The organism is Halomonas cibimaris (assembly GCF_055379665.1).
Genome location: NZ_AP043828.1, coordinates 791,968 through 807,066, shown reverse-complemented (window position 1 = coordinate 807,066; position 15,099 = coordinate 791,968). Strand labels below are relative to the sequence as shown.

The following is a 15,099-nucleotide window of genomic DNA, read 5'->3' as shown; positions in this document are numbered from 1 at the left end:
TTCAGCCGTATGCTTTATGCGTCACGGGCATGATGGGTGGCTCAGCAATCAGCATACTGCGCCAGCACGCGCTCGGCGGTGGCTTTTAGCTCATTGCGCCAGGCGGCCGGTTCGAGCACCTTGACGTTGGCTCCCATGCCCATCAACCACTACAGGGTTTGCTGATCGTCGGGTACGCGGGCGGTTAGCCGCAGCCAATCGGTATCGGGAAGTGGCTCGATACTTTGCTCTTCAGATAGGGGCGTTTCCTGCAAAAGCCAAGCGCCCGGCCGGGCAATATCCGCGCTTAGCATTACGTCTTGCTGACCCTGCCGATAGCCAAAGGCGCTACCTTGAATATACGCATCAATATCAAAGGCTTCCTGTGCGCGCCATGGCGCTGAACTGAGCGCTGCTTGCTTGATGCGGTGCAGAGCAAACTGACGAATATCGGCGTAGTCGTGCACCGTGGCCAGCATGTAGGTCACGCTATGGCGGCTGACCAGCCCTTGAGGATGAAGCGTCAGCAGTTTTTGCGTTGCGCTACTGCGCGACAGGTATGTCACATCAATCGCTTTTTGCTCCAGCAGTGCTTCAGTCACGGTCTGCCAGGTTTCGGCGTTGAGCTCAGCGGGTATCAGCGCCTTGCCGTTGGGAGTCGCGCTATAGCGAGCGGGTGTCGATCTGAAAGACGCGCTCGGCCAGTTTCTCCTTCAGTACCGGCGTCGATGCGCGGCCCGGGTAGCGAGGGATCAGCTGCAGCAGGGTTAAATAGCGGAACAGCGTATCGCGCATTTCAGACATGAAGGCACCTTGGCGGGCGAGTCATAAACGCTGACCAGTCTAGCGTGCGGCGTTAAAAGCGGCGACTATAAGATATTAGTAAAAGGTGCTCATAGGGGCGATGCGTGAGGGATCGAACATGAAAAAACTGAATCACACCGTAAGGGCCGTCTGGCTTGCAGGCATGTTAGCACTGCCGCTGCCAGCATTAGCGGCAAGCAATGTAGAGCCGGTTGATACCGACATTGACCAGTCAAAAGCGTTTGATCTGCTGGGCAAAGCCGCCGGTTACTTTGATGAGCTGCAGACGTTGCCCGATAGCCACTGGATTAAGCGTGATAAGGCCAGCGCTGAAAGTGACATTACCAAGCTGGTGGAAGACGCGATTGGTGTGCTCGATGTGCCGGGGCTAGCGGAAATGCGTGAGCACTACCGAGAGGTGGAAGACAGCATTCGCAAGGAAAATACCACGCTTGCTGAACTGCGCCAAAAGCGCATGCTGGCGTCTGATACCGATGCTGGCATGCTGACTAAATATACGCCCACTGACACCTTGAAAGGCTTTACTGCCACAACTCGTGGCGACTATGACCTGCTGATTGAGGCTCGTGAGGAAAATCTTGAAGCCTATCGTCGGGAGCTTTTGGATATGCGCCGTGCCATGTCACGGGCGCTGGGCGATCTGGGTATGCCGATGCCGCCGGATCAGCTGGAGTTGTGGCTGAGCTCGGCTATCGGGGAGGATGTTATCTCCATGGGCGTAGTCTTTGACAGCGTACGCGAGGTGACACTGCGGCTCGAAGAGTTAACTCAGGCAAACGGCGAAAACCTGGAGTTTGCCAAACGCTACTATGGAATGCTGGTGATACTGCACAAGCTGGTGGTCCATATGCAGGAAAGCTTTATTGCCAAAATTGACGATGAGGTATTGCCCAAGCTTGCAGCTTTCGAGAAAGAAGCCGATACGCTGATTGCTGAATCGCAGCGCCTGATGCGGCAGGGAAATAAAACGACGCTACAGCAAAACATTGACGCCAACCGGCTGACTAAACGCGCCATTGCGCTATACAAACGGATTGTGAATAGCCAGCGGCAAAAAGTTAGCAAGGCTCTTGCCGTTAGCCGCCGTGAGGAAGATGTCGCTGCCAATACCTATCGCACCGTGGCGCTAAGCGCCAGCGTTGCCACGCTGATTCGTGATGGCATTAATACCTTTGAAACTCTATCCAACCTTCAGGTGCCTGACGCCGCCGAATTTAAAAACGCCGACATTCGCGAAGAGTTCCGCAAATTGACCGAACGAATGGAGAGTAGCGACTAGCGGGGCGGTGCGTATCGCCTGGCGTGTGTGATGGGTGACACAGGAGGAAGCTACGAGTCGTGCCATCCCTATGCGACGCATTATGTCGCATGCGTTCGATACACTGGCAAGGTAAGCGCGTGAGACAGGCCAAGCGGAAAGGGTATCAGCACAGGGAGAGACAGCATGGAGACACTGACTCTGGACAGCAGCGGCGGGGCAGCACTGGTTGGCGCGGTCGGCAATGCCGATGGCGGGCGACGATTGACGCTTGATAATCCGCATCTGCGGGCGCTGGACATACACGGCGACCGGCAGCTGGAAGCGATTGACCTCAGCGGCTGCCGTGCGGATGTCTGCCTGCACCTGCAGCTCAGCGAGCTTCCGGTACTGCGCCACCTATACCTGCCGGCGGGAAGTGAAGGCGCTGTAGTGCATCTGTTTGCGTTAACGCTGCCGCCAACGCTTGTGATTCACGGCGCCGTGACCGAGATTGACGCCGATTGGCAGGCGGGCACGTTCAGCGTGCGTGCCGGCAAAGACACTGGCGTTTGGCGCGGTGCGCGGCTGCTTGGGCAGGACGCGTTGCCTGATGATCTGACGCCAGGCGCGGAGGCTGAAGGTGACTTGGCCGTCGTTATGAACCCGGCCGTGCTGCCCGGTGAGCTGGCGTTATTGAGTCAAACGGAATGGTTGATTGCCAATGCCGAGCGAGTGACGCAGTGCACGGTGAAAGGCTCGCCCCGGGTGCGGCTGGACAATGCTACCCGGCTGGAAGCGCTGGTGCTGAATGGCCACGGTACGGTAGAGGTGCGACGCGCCGGAGTGCTGGCACAAGCTGAGGCGGTTCCCGCCGAGCCGGCGCAAGCGGCAGAAGACGAACAGGAAAGTGCCGGCGGCCGGCTGGTGCTACATGGCAACACGCCGGCGCTTGCGCTTACCGGCTGCTGGGGCGGTGTGCAGCTGCATGCGCCGGCGCTGGAGCGCTTGACGCTTGAGCAGGCGGACCGACTGTCGCTGTACCACTGTCGTGACCTTGAAGATGTCGTGCTGCCGGATGATCAGGAGGTGGGCTGCTATGGCAGCGTGCCGGCGCCGCTGCTGGACCGCGCGCGCTTTGTCATCGATGAGGCCACGCTAAGCCAAACTCTGACACGCGTGGAAGGCGGCGAAGATGATCTGCTGGAGGGGCTTCTGGAAGTCATGGCCCGCAGCGAAACGCCCCACGCGGTATTTCACAGCTTGACCTCGCTGCGTCGCCTGGCCGAAAAGGGCGTTGACCCGGCGCGCCTTTGGGAGTGCCGCCGCACCCTGAGCGCCCGCCAGTGCCGCAGCTCGCGCAAGCGTCGCCAACCGGCGCTGTCATTAGCGCATTACCAGCACGCCGATGCCCGTTGGCACTGGAAACTCCCCGACGACCGGCAGGATGAAGGCCTGCGCGATGATTTGCAGCTGTGGGCGCTATGCGTACCCCACAGTGAAGATGCCCGCCGCTACGGCGTCACCCTGCGCAAAGCGGTGTATGCCAAAAAGGGGTATCTGGATCAGGAGAAACTGGTGCAGGTGCTGCGCTTGGCCACCGCTGAATCGGCGCGACCGGCGATTGCCGGGCTGGCGCTTGAGATACTGACAAAGCTATACGGCAAGGACACTTGGCCGGGTGTCGAACTGAAGCGTGAGCATGAAGGCATCGCCGGCTACCTGCCGCGGCTGCTGAACGTGCCGGATATCAGCGCGGCCCAGCGTCAGGCCGTGCTCTGCGCGACGCTGGAAATGACCACAGGTGAGGATTTGGCCCATCGCGCCGGGCAGCTGCTGCGCCTGGCACCGGGGCAGACCCGTGCGCTGCTGATGACGCTTTCCCGCCAGCCGGATGAATGGCTACAGCGCTACCTGACGGCAGACGATGGGGAGCTGGTGCTGCCCCTTTTCTTCTCTCGGCGGGTGAATCCGGAGACGGTCAAACGGATTCAGGGAGTCCGCCAGACGCTGGTGCAGCTGGCGCTGATGCCGCCGCCTGCTGAACACGCTGCCCACGCCGCCCACGCTTGAGCCAAGCGCTAACTGCCATACCTGTCAGGAGAACTGCCCATGTACGCCACGCCGGATAACGCCCAGACGCTGTTGACTCACCAGCTGCGCCAGCTTCACGAACATTCCGAGCTTGCCGCCGACCTTCCGCCGGTGATGCTCTGGGGCGCGCCCGGGGTGGGCAAGAGCGCGATTGTGCGTGAGGTCGCCGAGCGCGAAGGCGTCGGCTTTATCGATATCCGCCTGGCCCAGCGTGAGCCGGTGGATCTGCGCGGCCTGCCGGTGCCGGACCGCGAACGCGGCGTGGTGGATTGGCTGCTGGCCGGCGAATGGCCCCGGGATCCCGAGAGCCGCGGGATACTGCTGTTTGACGAGCTGACCGCCGCCGATCGCAGCCTGCAGGTGGCCGCCTACGAGCTGATTTTGGATCGTCGGTTGGGAGATCTGTACCGCCTGCCGCCGGGGTGGCTGGTCGTTGCGGCAGGCAACCGTCAAGCCGACCGCGCCGTGGCGCAGACGTTCTCCAGCGCGCTGGCCAACCGCTTTTGCCACCTTAACCTGGCACCGGATCTGGACGTCTGGACGCGCTGGGCGCGCGGCCAGGGGCTGCACCCGGATGTGATCGCCTTTTTGCGCTTTCGCCCCGAGTGTTTTTTCGACATGGAAGGCGCGGTCGAACAGGGCTGGCCCAGCCCGCGCAGCTGGGCGCGGGTGGCCCAGTCGCTGACTTACGGCTCGCAGCTGCCCGACGAGGTGCAGGCGCTTACCGTTCATGGGCTGGTCGGTGAGGGGGCGGGCACCGAGTTTCTGGCGTTTCGCCAGTGGGCGCAAAAGCTGCCGGATATTCCCGCGATGCTTGCCGGCCAGGCACCCATCATCATTCCCGAGCGCGCCGACCAGCGCTATGCCTTCTGCGCGGGGCTGGCCCATGCGCTATGGCAGGATGTGAATGACGTGGTAACGGAAAGTGCCGCGACGCAAAATGAACTGCACCCCGAAAGTTGGACATCATCCAACCTTCGGGGTGTTTTTGATGGCGAAATATGACGAGAGCTTCAAGCTGCGGGTTATTCGGCAGTGTTTACGCGACGACATCAGCCAGGGGGAAGTGGCTCGCCAGTATGGCGTGGATGTGTCCACCATCCGGCAATGGCTGGCAACCTATCGACAGCATGGCGTGTCGGGCCTGCGCAAGAAGTACAGTCACCACAGTGCGGCCTTCAAGCGGGAGGTGCTTGAGCGAATGTGGCGGGATGGCTTGTCACAACGCCAGGCTGCGGCCCTGTTCGATATCCGCGAGCGCAGCGCTATTGGCAGATGGGAGCGTCAGTACCATAGTGGGGGTCTGACTGCCCTGGAACCTCAGCGCAAAGGACGCCGCCCGATGTCAAAGAAGCCTCCTTCACCGCCCCTACCTGATAAAGAGCGCTCTCAAGAGGCGTTGCTGAAAGAACTCGCCTACCTGCGTGCCGAGAACGCCTATCTAAAAAAGCTCGATGCCTTGATCCAGGCAGAGCAGGACGTGGCGCGAGGCAAAAAGCGCAAGTCGTCCAGGGATTAAGGCATGAGCACCCCCTCGCCTTGCTGCTGCGAGCGGCCGGTCTCTCTCGCAGCACGTTTTACTATCAACGCAAGGCCCGGAGCACCGGTGACAAAGACGCGGCTCTGAAAACGCGTATACGCCAAATCTACGATCACCATCGGGGGCGTTACGGTTACCGTCGCATCACCGCGGCCTTGAAACAGGCGGGCGAGACAGTCAACCACAAGACCGTGCAGCGACTGATGAAGAGTCTGGGCCTGAGGTCACTGGTACGCCGAAAACGATACCGATCCTATCGAGGAAGCGTAGGACGAATCGCGCCCAATCTGCTCGATCGTCAGTTCCAGGCACAACGTCCGAACCAGAAGTGGGTCACCGATATCACGGAGTTCAGCGTCAACGGCCAGAAGCTCTATCTATCGCCGGTCATGGATCTCTATAACGGCGAAATCGTGGCCTACCAGACCGGCAAGCGCCCAGTGCTCTCCCTGGTGATCGATATGATGCACAAGGCGTTGACTCGGTTGGAGCCAGCGGACAAGCCGCAGCTGCACTCCGATCAAGGCTGGCATTATCAGCACCCGGCTTACCGGCGCTTGCTGAAGGAGCGAACCCTGATTCAAAGCATGTCACGTAAAGGCAACTGCCTGGACAATGCAGCGATGGAGAGCTTTTTTGGCACCCTCAAGGCCGAGTACTTTTATCTGAATCGGTTCGAGACGCTTGAGCAACTGCAGCGAGGACTCGATCACTACATCCACTACTATAATCACGAACGCATTAAGTTGACGCTAAAAGGCCTGAGCCCTGTGCAGTACAGGACTCAGGCCTTGGATGCCAGCTAAATGAACCGTCCAACTTTATGGGGTCAGTTCAAAAGCGGCTGGGGCGCTTTTTTGCCATCAGCCGTGAACTCACCGCCGATTTTGCCACGCTCTGCCTGCTGGATGCGCTGCAGGGGCCGGACGAAGCCGCCACCCAGCGGCGAACGCTGGCGCTTTTGAGCCACCCGGACTTTACCGCCTGGAGCGAGCAGCACGGCGAGGTGTTCTATCAGCACTTCAGTGCCCAGATGGGGGCAGCCGGCTCTGACGTCACGTTGCCCGAGCATCAAGAGGCACAGGCACAGGCACAAAAGGACTGGCTGAATGGCTAAGCGCGCGCCCAACGCCGGTGAGCAGCAGCTAAAGCGCCGCGTGCAGCAGACCTGCGAAGAGGATCGCGCCTGGCTGATGACGCGCCAGCCGTTTACCGCGCGGCTGATGATGCAGCTGAACCTGATAGCGGTGGTCGACGACCGCCTACCCACCGCGGGCACCGACGGCGAGGCGGTATTCGTTAACGCCGAATTTATGGCCTCGCGCAGTGACGCCGACCGGCGCTTTATTCTTGCCCATGAAGTGTGGCACTGCGCGCTGGGGCATCACCGCCGCGAGCTTGGCCGCGAGCCCGAGCGCTGGAACCACGCCTGCGACTACGAAATCAACGCGCTGCTCAAGGGCCTGCTGGGCCACTGCCCGGACGATGCGCTGTATCACGCCGACTTTACTGGCCAATCCGCCGAGCAGATCTATGCGCGGCTGAGCACAAGCTCGCGGCCGCCCCGCGGTCAAACGCTGGACGTACACGACCTGATCGGCGCGCTGAGCGGCACGGGCGAGGTCAACGACCCCGATTTCACCCCGCGCCCGGTGAGTGCCGACAACGCCCGGCGCTGGCAGCAGCGGCTGATAGCGACGGCGCAACAGACGGAGCGCCAGGACGGCAAGGGCAGCCTGCCGGCCCATATTCGTACCCTGGTGGAGGGCCTGCGCCGGCCGGAGGTGCCCTGGCAGCAGGTACTGGCCGCGTTTATACAAAATACGCTCGGTGGCAGCCGCCGGTGGTTGCCACCCTCGCGCCGCCATGTGTACCAGGGCCTGTACCTGCCCAGCCTGCGTAGCCAAACGCTCTCGCTGGCGGTAGCGCTGGACACCAGCGGCAGCTGCCAGCGGGATTTGCCGCACTTTTTAAGCGAGCTCGCAGGGATTTTAGGCGCGTGCGACCGGGTACGGCTCGACGTGCTGGAGTTTGATGCGCAAGTCGCCCGGCGCACCACGCTGGATGAAAGCGAGCTGTACCGTCTGCACCAGTGGGAATGCCACGGCGGCGGCGGCAGCGATATCCGCCCGGTGTTTACCGTGCTGGAAACCACGCCGCCGGACGTGCTGGTAGCCTTTACCGACGGCCATATAGACGCGCTGAAAAGTGATCCTGGCTATCCGGTACTATGGTGCTTGACCCCAAAAGGGCAAAAGCCTACAGCATGGGGCGATATGGCAGTCCTCGTTGAATCTCACGTTGATTGATATGCCGGTATGCTGACCTGTGAGTGCCTGAGATGGATTATCTGCAACACGATATCATGCAGTGCCCCCGCGTGGTTGTTTACGACAGGCTCCAGCGTGGCTATCCCAATCACCACAGGCTTCACGATGCTATATTGTTGGGGCAGGATCATCCTTACTGATATAACCTTATATATTTTTGACGCTTACCCTGATGCCAAGTTGGAATTTCTTCAGGGCGCATTGTCGAGACCTACACTATAAAGGCTAATCAGCTTGCTTGACTCGACACGCTGGAAGGCTATATGCCAACGGCACGCAATGTAGGGCTTGTATGATCGAATGGTGCTTGGATACTGTCTGAAAAGTCGGCTCTCATGCATCGTTCGATACACGCCAGCGTCACCATGGCCTTGAAGCTGCTGGCCAGCTTGTCATAACGCGTATTTAGCCGACGCTTTTCCTTCAGCCAGCCAAACAGACGCTCCACCACGTTACGCTAGCGATATTTCGGCCGATCAAACTGATGCGGTAGGCTGGGGCGCGGGCGTCGGTGAATATGACGCTGCGGGATGATCGGGCGCATGCCATATCGCGTGCAGCAATGGCGCAACGCATCGCTGTCGTATCCCTTGTCCGCCACGATATAACGGCTACGTTTGCGAGGGCGGCCAAACGACCCGGCAACCGGACCTTCTCCAATAGCTCCGTCATGTAGGCCGAATCGGCGCGTTGACTTGCTGACAAGAAAAGGCAAGTGGAAAGCCCCGACTATCGCACAACTGATGTATCTTTGTGGTCAACCCACCGCGACTGCGGCCGAGCGCATGATCCACTGGCTCTATGGATCCCCCTTTTTTGGGTTCTTCGTCGTTTCATGTGGATTTGGCCTGATCCAGCAGGCGGCCCACCGGGCTGCCGATCAGGTAGATCATCGCGATGAAGTTGGCCTCGTTCCGGTAACCACGTGCGCGTGACTTGGCCGCCTGGAAGAGTCCGTTCATGCCTTCCAGCCGCGCGTTGGTCAGTCCCGATATCCAGCGCCTCACCACCTGCTCGGCATGTCGCTCCAGCGTCGTCAGGGCCTTCGCCATCGGCTTGAGCAGTGCCTGGCCGGTGACGGCCTCCCGCATGACCTTGAGGTAGTTCGTGATGCGCCACCGGGCGGCACGCGGCGTCGGCGCCTTCTGGATCCAGCGCAGCTTTTCCTTGATCACCCAGGCATCGCCGGTGGCCCCCTGATCGGCTACCAGCTCCTGGAGGGCAGCGACCTGCTTGGCCGTCATATTGCCGTTATCCAGGTTCTTCAAGACCGCCCACCGGAGGGCTTTGGGATGCCCCTTCTCACGGCGTTCCTTCTTGCGGACCTCGTCCAGCGCCTTGGTGAAGGTCTGCACGATGTGGAACCAGTCGACCGTCACTTCGGCGTTGGGCAGGTGCTCGGCCACGCCGCTGAGGAACGCCTGAGACATGTCGCAGACCACCTCGACCACGTTGTCCGGGTCACCGCCATGCGCCGCCAGGAAGGCGCTGAAGGCCTTGATGGCGGCCTTGCCATGGCCCGGGACGGCGAAGAGCACCGGCTCCTGCTTGCGCTGCATGTCGAGGAACACCGTGACGTAGCGCTGGCCGCGCCGGGAGGCCGTTTCGTCCACGCCGACAGTGGCCACGCTGGACAGATCCAACTCACCCAGCATGCGCCCCACGTAGTGGTGCACGATGCGCCACAGGCGCTTGTCCGAGATCTCCAGTTGCCGGGAGACGGCCAGCACCGGCATCTCCTTGACCAGCGACATGGCCGCCTGCTCAAACAGCAGGGTGAAGTCGCTGCCAGGGCGGGCCCAGGGCACCTCGATGCGCTTGACGCCATGCTCGGGGCACTTGGTGCGAGGCACCCGCGCATGCAGGTAACAGTGGTGCTGGAAGAAGTTCAGATGCCGCCACGTCTTGTCGGCGAAGTCATGGGCCGGGCAGGCCTTGCCGCACTCAGGGCAGGGGTAGAGGCTGCCCCGCTCGGCCTCGACGTAGAGGTCCAGGCGGTGGGGCGAGACGGCGGTATCCAGGTGCTGGTCCTTGAGAACCCTGAATTCAAGCAACAAGCGCAGCACCTGCGGTATCCAGGGCTCCTGAATATTCCCCCAGGAACACCTGTGCCGGTGTGCGATAGCCGAGACGCTTTCGGGGTCGGTCATTCAGCTTCTCGACCACCTTGCGCAGCTTGGCATCGGTGACCTGTCGAAAGTCCGTTCCCTTGGGGAAGTACTGTCGTATCAAGCCATTGGTGTTCTCATTGGTCCCACGCTGCCCGGAGCAGTAGGGATCGCAGAAGTACGTCGCTGCCGTTACCGCCTGGGCCACGGTCTCGTGATCAGCGAATTCCGAGCCGTTGTCCAGGGTGATGGTCTGGACAGCACCGCGGCGAGGTTTTAGCAGCCGAATCATGGCCTTTTGCGTCAGCTCCGCCGAAAGCCTCGGCAACCGTGCCGCCAGCAGATAGCCGCTACGGCGCTCGACCAGCGTGACCAAGCCCGACTGCTTGTGCCCCTGGACCACGGTGTCACCCTCCCAGTGGCCAATGAAGCGCCTTTCATCGATCTCAGCCGCGCGATGCTCGATGCCCACGCGGTTGGGAATCTTGCCGAGTCCTGCGCTCTTGGCTTGATCCCGATGCTTGCTGCACCGTTTGGGCTGGCGGAGGTGCTTCCAGAGATCGCCACCGCAGGCCTTGTCATCCCAGATTAAGGAATAGATCCACTGGTGACTGACGCCGCCGCCAGACAAGGGCCCCATGAAACCGCTTATCTGCTCTGGGCTCCACTCCTCTCGCAGCCGGTCGACGACAGCGGCAATCATGCTGGGCAAGCGCTTTGTCCTCTTCCAGGCAGTGCGTCGCCGATGATCACTGCAGGCCTGCGCCTGCTCAGGCTCGTAACCGCTGTCGGTAGCGTTGCGGCGCAGCTCCCGGCTGACCGTGCTGTTGTGGATGCCAAGCTCTCTGGCGATCTGACGTCGGCTCATGCCCAAGTCATGACGGGCATAGATCTGGTATCGTTGGGTCTGGGTCAGCTGTCGGTATCCCATGCTCTGCTTCACTTTGGTAGGTGAGCCGAGAAGGGTACCGGCGCTGCCCCTCCCGCCTCTACCTCGTGGTCCAAAGTGCTGCGGTTATTCTATGAATCCAGGAACCCAAGGTGCTTCCAGGCCCAAGCCGAGGGTCAGAATCTGGGTGCCGTCCATGCCATACCTCCTGTCCATGTGGAGGTCATATCCTGGCCCAGCTCAGGGGGCGAATTCCACACCCAACGACGAAGAGCCGTATTATTACTGTAGTGAAATGATCATTTTATAATTGCCATGTTTATCTCGATTTGTGAAAAAAATAGAATGCTCACATCGAATCAAGGCAGGGGTTATCGCTGAGATTCGCTAGCTTCCCATTAAAAGCCAAGACCCATTTTCAAGTAACAAGAGGAAACTTCCATGAAAACCAAGTCAATCGCTGCCAGTCTGCTGCTCGCCGCTCTGCCTTTGTCCGCCCAGGCTGATCCAGCCACCGATCGAGCCCTGCGGCTCAACCAGGAGCCGCTGTCGGCCCTCACCCGACAGGTCGACGGCGATTACGACCGTCAGGTCGTGGCTCGAGACTTCGACACCGCAGGCGACAGTGCCGCCATGGCCGAGGTCCGGCTCAAGCTTCGCGCCTACCACCAGTCGCCGAGCCATATCGCCGTGAGTGAGAATGCCATGCAACTGGCCCGCGAAGCCACCGAGCGATAATCATTATTCTTGGGATGGAAATAGAGCGATGAGCGTCTGGTAATGATTAACCACGCCAGGACTCAGCATTTTTATCCCTCGGAATGAAATCAAAAAACTTTTTCTATACCGTAAAAGTGATTTGTCGTTACGGGTTATTATCATTCATCCGGAGACAAATATAATCGCCGCTAGCGAGAAGGCAAGGCCATCTTGCCGCCGCACTGTAACCACAGGAGAGCCTGATGACTCAGATGATCAAATCCAAAGCCGCCGTCGCCTGGGGGCCGAACCAGCCGCTGTCCATCGAGGAAGTGGATGTGATGCCACCCAAGGCCGGCGAAGTGCTGGTGCGCGTGGTGACCTCCGGTGTCTGCCACACCGATGCCTTCACCCTCTCCGGCGAGGACCCCGAAGGCATCTTCCCGGCGATCCTCGGCCACGAAGGCGGTGGTATCGTTGAAGCGGTAGGCGAAGGCGTGTCCAGCGTTCAGGTGGGGGATCACGTGATTCCCCTGTATACCCCGGAATGCGGCGAGTGCAAGTTCTGTAAATCCGGCAAGACCAACCTGTGCCAGAAGATCCGCGAGACCCAGGGCCAGGGTCTGATGCCCGATGGCACCACCCGGTTCTACAAGGACGGCCAGCCCATCTACCACTACATGGGCTGCTCCACCTTCTCCGAATACACGGTGCTGCCGGAGATCTCCCTGGCCAAGGTCAACAAGGAAGCCCCGCTGGAGGAAGTGTGCCTGCTCGGCTGCGGCGTGACCACCGGCATGGGGGCGGTGATGAACACCGCCAAGGTGGAAGAGGGCGCGACCGTGGCCATCTTCGGGCTGGGCGGCATCGGCCTGTCGGCTATTATCGGCGCCACCATGGCCAAGGCCGGCCGCATCATTGCCATCGACATCAATGAGAGCAAATTCGAGCTGGCCCGCAAGCTGGGTGCCACCGACTGCATCAACCCGAAAGACTACAACAAGCCGATCCAGGACGTGATCGTCGAGTTGACCGACGGCGGTGTGGATTACTCTTTCGAGTGTATCGGCAACGTCAACGTGATGCGCTCCGCTCTGGAGTGCTGCCATAAAGGCTGGGGCGAGTCTGTCGTTATCGGCGTGGCCGGCGCCGGTCAGGAAATCTCCACCCGTCCGTTCCAGCTGGTCACCGGTCGGGTCTGGAAAGGCTCTGCCTTTGGCGGCGTCAAGGGGCGCTCTGAGTTGCCGGGATATGTCGAGCGTTACATGCAGGGCGAGTTCAAGCTAGATGACTTCATCACCCACACCATGGGGCTGGAGAAGATCAACGATGCCTTCGAACTCATGCATGAAGGCAAGAGCATCCGTACCGTCATTCATTTCGACCAGTAAGCCAGGCGGTCGCCTGCCCCCGCAGGCGACCCGCTTTTTTTAAGGGTACCTTATGACCATTGAAAATCTGAGCTGCAACAAGAGCTTCGATGGCTGGCATAAACAGTACAGCCATTATTCAGAAACCCTGAATTGCTCCATGCGTTTTGCCATCTACCTGCCTCCGCAGACCTCAAGCGGTGGCAAGGTGCCGGCACTGTACTGGCTGTCTGGCCTGACCTGCACCGATGAAAACTTTATGCAGAAAGGCGGTGCCCAGCGCATCGCTGCCGAACTGGGCATGGCCATTATCGCGCCGGACACCAGCCCCCGCGGCGATGAGGTGGCCGATGATGACGGCTATGATCTGGGCAAGGGCGCGGGCTTCTATGTCAACGCAAGCCAAGCGCCCTGGAATCGCCATTACCGCATGTATGACTATGTGCTGAATGAGCTGCCCCAGTTGATCGAGGCCATGTTCCCGGTCAGCGACAAGCGCGCCATAGCCGGTCATTCCATGGGTGGCCACGGTGCCCTGGTGATCGCCCTGCGCAACCCGGAACGCTATCGTTCGGTGTCGGCCTTCAGTCCGATCAGCAACCCGGTCAATTGCCCTTGGGGCAAGAAGGCATTTTCGGCCTACCTGGGCAAGAATACCGACAGCTGGGCAAGCTATGACGCCAGCCTGTTGATGCGCCAGACCGATGCCAAGGTGCCGGCCCTGGTGGATCAAGGCGAAGCCGACGACTTCCTGGTCGAGCAGCTCAAGCCGGAGATGCTGGAAGCGGCCGCCAGGGCCAATGACTATCCCCTGGAGCTCCATGGTCGCGACGGCTACGATCACAGCTACTATTTCATTGCCAGCTTTATCGAGCAGCACCTGCGTTTTCATGCCCGACACCTGGGTCTGTAAGGCCCAAGCCGTGGCGCCGCGGCAAACGCGTCGCCACGGTGCTGCCCACCCCAGGAGAAAGCGATGATTGTCCGATCGAAACCCAACCCCTTCAGGCTGTTCTTTACCCTACGCGGCTCCATCATTCAGAAGATTTACAAGCAGATTCTGTTCGTCGCGTTGCTCAGCGCCGTGGTCGCTGCTGTACAGTATTACCGGCCGGGTTTTTTCCCCTCCTATGTCACCACGCCGTTCGCACTTCTGGGTATCGCCCTGTCCCTGTTTCTCGGCTTTCGCAACAACGCCAGTTACGACCGTTGGTGGGAGGCGCGGCAGCAGTGGGGACAGCTGGTGGTGGATACGCGAAGCCTGGCGCGCCAGATGAACGCCTTTATGGATTTGGAATCGGAGGTAAACCTGCTGACCCGGCGGCGTTTCGTGCTCCTGGTCATCGCCTTCGTGCACGCATTGCGCCATAAGCTGCGCTGCACCGATGCTTGGGATGACATCGCCGGCTACGTCGATGCGGAGCACTATGCGGCGCTGGCAGAGGCGGACAACAAACCGGAATTTTTGCTGCGCCTGATGGGAGAAAAACTTGGTTACTGCCGGCGTGAGCAATTACTGTCGGACTTCTTCGCCCAGAGCGTCGATGAACGGCTGACGTCCATGACCAGCGTGTTAGCGGCCTGCGAGCGCATTCAGAATACGCCGCTGCCATTCGCCTATATGCTGCTGGTGCACCGCACTACGTATCTGTACTGCCTGATGTTGCCTTTTGGTCTGGTGGCGTCCCTGGGCGCGGTCACGCCGCTGGTCTGCGCCGTGATCGCCTACGCCTTTTTCGGGCTGGATGCCCTGAGCGAAGAACTGGAAGAGCCGTTTGGTTTATCCACTAACGACCTTCCGCTGATGGCCATGTCCCGTGCCATTGAAATCAGCCTGCTAAGAGCCCTGGAAGAAACCGAACTTCCGCCTGCCATTACTCCCCAGGGGGGCTGCCTGCAATAAACGGCTATCACCTTGCCGATTATTACACTCAGTAAAAAGTAATTTGTATATTAAGCCGATTGTTAATGGCCAGGTGAAATGACAATATGATATCAGCAATTCATTCGGGAACCTGTCCCGAAACT

Annotated in this window: 15 protein-coding genes and 1 pseudogene; 10 read left to right on the top strand and 6 right to left on the bottom strand. The window is 60.1% G+C overall.

The window, feature by feature from the left end; genetic code table 11:
* Positions 1-41 precede the first annotated feature (41 nt).
* The 3 genes from ACZ415_RS03725 to ACZ415_RS03715 form a co-directional block, all read right to left on the bottom strand.
* Positions 42-143 carry a hypothetical protein gene (locus ACZ415_RS03725; protein ID WP_464387754.1) on the bottom strand — a complete coding sequence of 34 codons (102 nt, stop codon included), beginning with the start codon at positions 141-143 and terminating at the stop codon, positions 42-44.
* Positions 144-149: 6 nt separating this feature from the next.
* Entirely contained in the window at positions 150-581 is a 432-nt protein-coding gene (locus ACZ415_RS03720) for a helix-turn-helix transcriptional regulator (RefSeq protein WP_344703232.1), read from the bottom strand.
* Positions 582-642: 61 nt separating this feature from the next.
* Positions 643-783 carry a hypothetical protein gene (locus ACZ415_RS03715; protein WP_344703234.1) on the bottom strand — a complete coding sequence of 47 codons (141 nt, stop codon included), beginning with the start codon at positions 781-783 and terminating at the stop codon, positions 643-645.
* A gap of 118 nt (positions 784-901) precedes the next feature.
* Between ACZ415_RS03715 and ACZ415_RS03710 the strand changes: the two genes are divergently transcribed.
* From ACZ415_RS03710 to ACZ415_RS03685, 6 genes are all read left to right on the top strand, one after another.
* Complete coding sequence (locus ACZ415_RS03710) at positions 902-2,083, top strand: hypothetical protein (protein WP_344703236.1); 1,182 nt, start codon at positions 902-904, stop codon at positions 2,081-2,083.
* A 165-nt stretch (positions 2,084-2,248) separates the two neighbouring features.
* Complete coding sequence (locus ACZ415_RS03705; protein ID WP_344703238.1) at positions 2,249-4,114, top strand: hypothetical protein; 1,866 nt, start codon at positions 2,249-2,251, stop codon at positions 4,112-4,114.
* A gap of 39 nt (positions 4,115-4,153) precedes the next feature.
* The gene (locus tag ACZ415_RS03700; RefSeq protein WP_344703239.1) at positions 4,154-5,140 is read left to right on the top strand and encodes an ATP-binding protein; all 987 of its coding nucleotides are present in this window, start codon (positions 4,154-4,156) and stop codon (positions 5,138-5,140) included.
* Positions 5,127-6,481, top strand: a protein-coding gene (locus tag ACZ415_RS03695) for an IS3 family transposase (protein WP_344703123.1) whose coding sequence is annotated in 2 segments (ribosomal slippage) — positions 5,127-5,586 and positions 5,586-6,481 — 1,356 coding nt in all. Because the reading frame shifts where the segments join, the coding sequence is not laid out codon by codon here. Before ACZ415_RS03700 ends, ACZ415_RS03695 begins: the two co-directional genes overlap by 14 nt.
* Before the next feature lie 17 nt (positions 6,482-6,498).
* On the top strand, positions 6,499-6,792 hold the full coding sequence (locus ACZ415_RS03690; protein WP_344703135.1) for a hypothetical protein: 294 nt from the start codon (positions 6,499-6,501) through the stop codon (positions 6,790-6,792).
* The gene (locus tag ACZ415_RS03685) at positions 6,785-7,984 is read left to right on the top strand and encodes a vWA domain-containing protein (protein ID WP_344703137.1); all 1,200 of its coding nucleotides are present in this window, start codon (positions 6,785-6,787) and stop codon (positions 7,982-7,984) included. Before ACZ415_RS03690 ends, ACZ415_RS03685 begins: the two co-directional genes overlap by 8 nt.
* Positions 7,985-8,264: 280 nt before the next feature.
* Here ACZ415_RS03685 and ACZ415_RS03680 read toward each other — a convergent pair.
* The 3 genes and pseudogenes from ACZ415_RS03680 to ACZ415_RS03670 all read right to left on the bottom strand — a co-directional run.
* A pseudogene (locus tag ACZ415_RS03680) lies at positions 8,265-8,823 on the bottom strand (IS5 family transposase); the annotation flags it as partial.
* A gap of 15 nt (positions 8,824-8,838) precedes the next feature.
* A complete protein-coding gene (locus ACZ415_RS03675) occupies positions 8,839-10,155 on the bottom strand; it encodes an ISL3 family transposase (RefSeq protein ID WP_464387753.1) in 1,317 nt (438 codons plus the stop codon).
* On the bottom strand, positions 10,052-11,044 hold the full coding sequence (locus ACZ415_RS03670; protein ID WP_344702349.1) for an IS30 family transposase: 993 nt from the start codon (positions 11,042-11,044) through the stop codon (positions 10,052-10,054). The genes ACZ415_RS03675 and ACZ415_RS03670 overlap by 104 nt, the downstream gene beginning before the upstream one ends.
* Positions 11,045-11,443: 399 nt before the next feature.
* Here ACZ415_RS03670 and ACZ415_RS03665 point away from each other — a divergent pair, with 399 nt between their 5' ends.
* The 4 genes from ACZ415_RS03665 to ACZ415_RS03650 all read left to right on the top strand — a co-directional run bounded on the left by ACZ415_RS03665 (position 11,444) and on the right by ACZ415_RS03650 (position 14,974).
* Positions 11,444-11,740: a hypothetical protein gene (locus ACZ415_RS03665; protein ID WP_344702351.1), complete on the top strand. Its 297-nt coding sequence runs from the start codon at positions 11,444-11,446 to the stop codon at positions 11,738-11,740.
* A gap of 233 nt (positions 11,741-11,973) precedes the next feature.
* On the top strand, positions 11,974-13,092 hold the full coding sequence (locus ACZ415_RS03660; protein ID WP_344702363.1) for an S-(hydroxymethyl)glutathione dehydrogenase/class III alcohol dehydrogenase: 1,119 nt from the start codon (positions 11,974-11,976) through the stop codon (positions 13,090-13,092).
* Between the two features lie 52 nt (positions 13,093-13,144).
* On the top strand, positions 13,145-13,984 hold the full coding sequence (gene fghA, locus ACZ415_RS03655; RefSeq protein WP_344702353.1) for an S-formylglutathione hydrolase: 840 nt from the start codon (positions 13,145-13,147) through the stop codon (positions 13,982-13,984).
* Positions 13,985-14,047: 63 nt separating this feature from the next.
* Complete coding sequence (locus ACZ415_RS03650) at positions 14,048-14,974, top strand: bestrophin family protein (protein WP_344702355.1); 927 nt, start codon at positions 14,048-14,050, stop codon at positions 14,972-14,974.
* Positions 14,975-15,099: the final 125 nt, after the last annotated feature.

Coding starts and splice junctions, on each gene's coding strand:
- fghA (WP_344702353.1), top strand. CDS start 13,145: ATGACCATTGAAAATCTGAGCTGCAACAAGAGCTTCGATGGCTGGCAT.
- ACZ415_RS03710 (WP_344703236.1), top strand. CDS start 902: ATGAAAAAACTGAATCACACCGTAAGGGCCGTCTGGCTTGCAGGCATG.
- ACZ415_RS03665 (WP_344702351.1), top strand. CDS start 11,444: ATGAAAACCAAGTCAATCGCTGCCAGTCTGCTGCTCGCCGCTCTGCCT.
- ACZ415_RS03675 (WP_464387753.1), bottom strand. CDS start 10,155: ATGACCGACCCCGAAAGCGTCTCGGCTATCGCACACCGGCACAGGTGT.
- ACZ415_RS03700 (WP_344703239.1), top strand. CDS start 4,154: ATGTACGCCACGCCGGATAACGCCCAGACGCTGTTGACTCACCAGCTG.
- ACZ415_RS03690 (WP_344703135.1), top strand. CDS start 6,499: ATGGGGTCAGTTCAAAAGCGGCTGGGGCGCTTTTTTGCCATCAGCCGT.
- ACZ415_RS03705 (WP_344703238.1), top strand. CDS start 2,249: ATGGAGACACTGACTCTGGACAGCAGCGGCGGGGCAGCACTGGTTGGC.
- ACZ415_RS03725 (WP_464387754.1), bottom strand. CDS start 143: ATGGGCATGGGAGCCAACGTCAAGGTGCTCGAACCGGCCGCCTGGCGC.
- ACZ415_RS03685 (WP_344703137.1), top strand. CDS start 6,785: ATGGCTAAGCGCGCGCCCAACGCCGGTGAGCAGCAGCTAAAGCGCCGC.
- ACZ415_RS03650 (WP_344702355.1), top strand. CDS start 14,048: ATGATTGTCCGATCGAAACCCAACCCCTTCAGGCTGTTCTTTACCCTA.
- ACZ415_RS03715 (WP_344703234.1), bottom strand. CDS start 783: ATGTCTGAAATGCGCGATACGCTGTTCCGCTATTTAACCCTGCTGCAG.
- ACZ415_RS03670 (WP_344702349.1), bottom strand. CDS start 11,044: ATGGGATACCGACAGCTGACCCAGACCCAACGATACCAGATCTATGCC.
- ACZ415_RS03660 (WP_344702363.1), top strand. CDS start 11,974: ATGATCAAATCCAAAGCCGCCGTCGCCTGGGGGCCGAACCAGCCGCTG.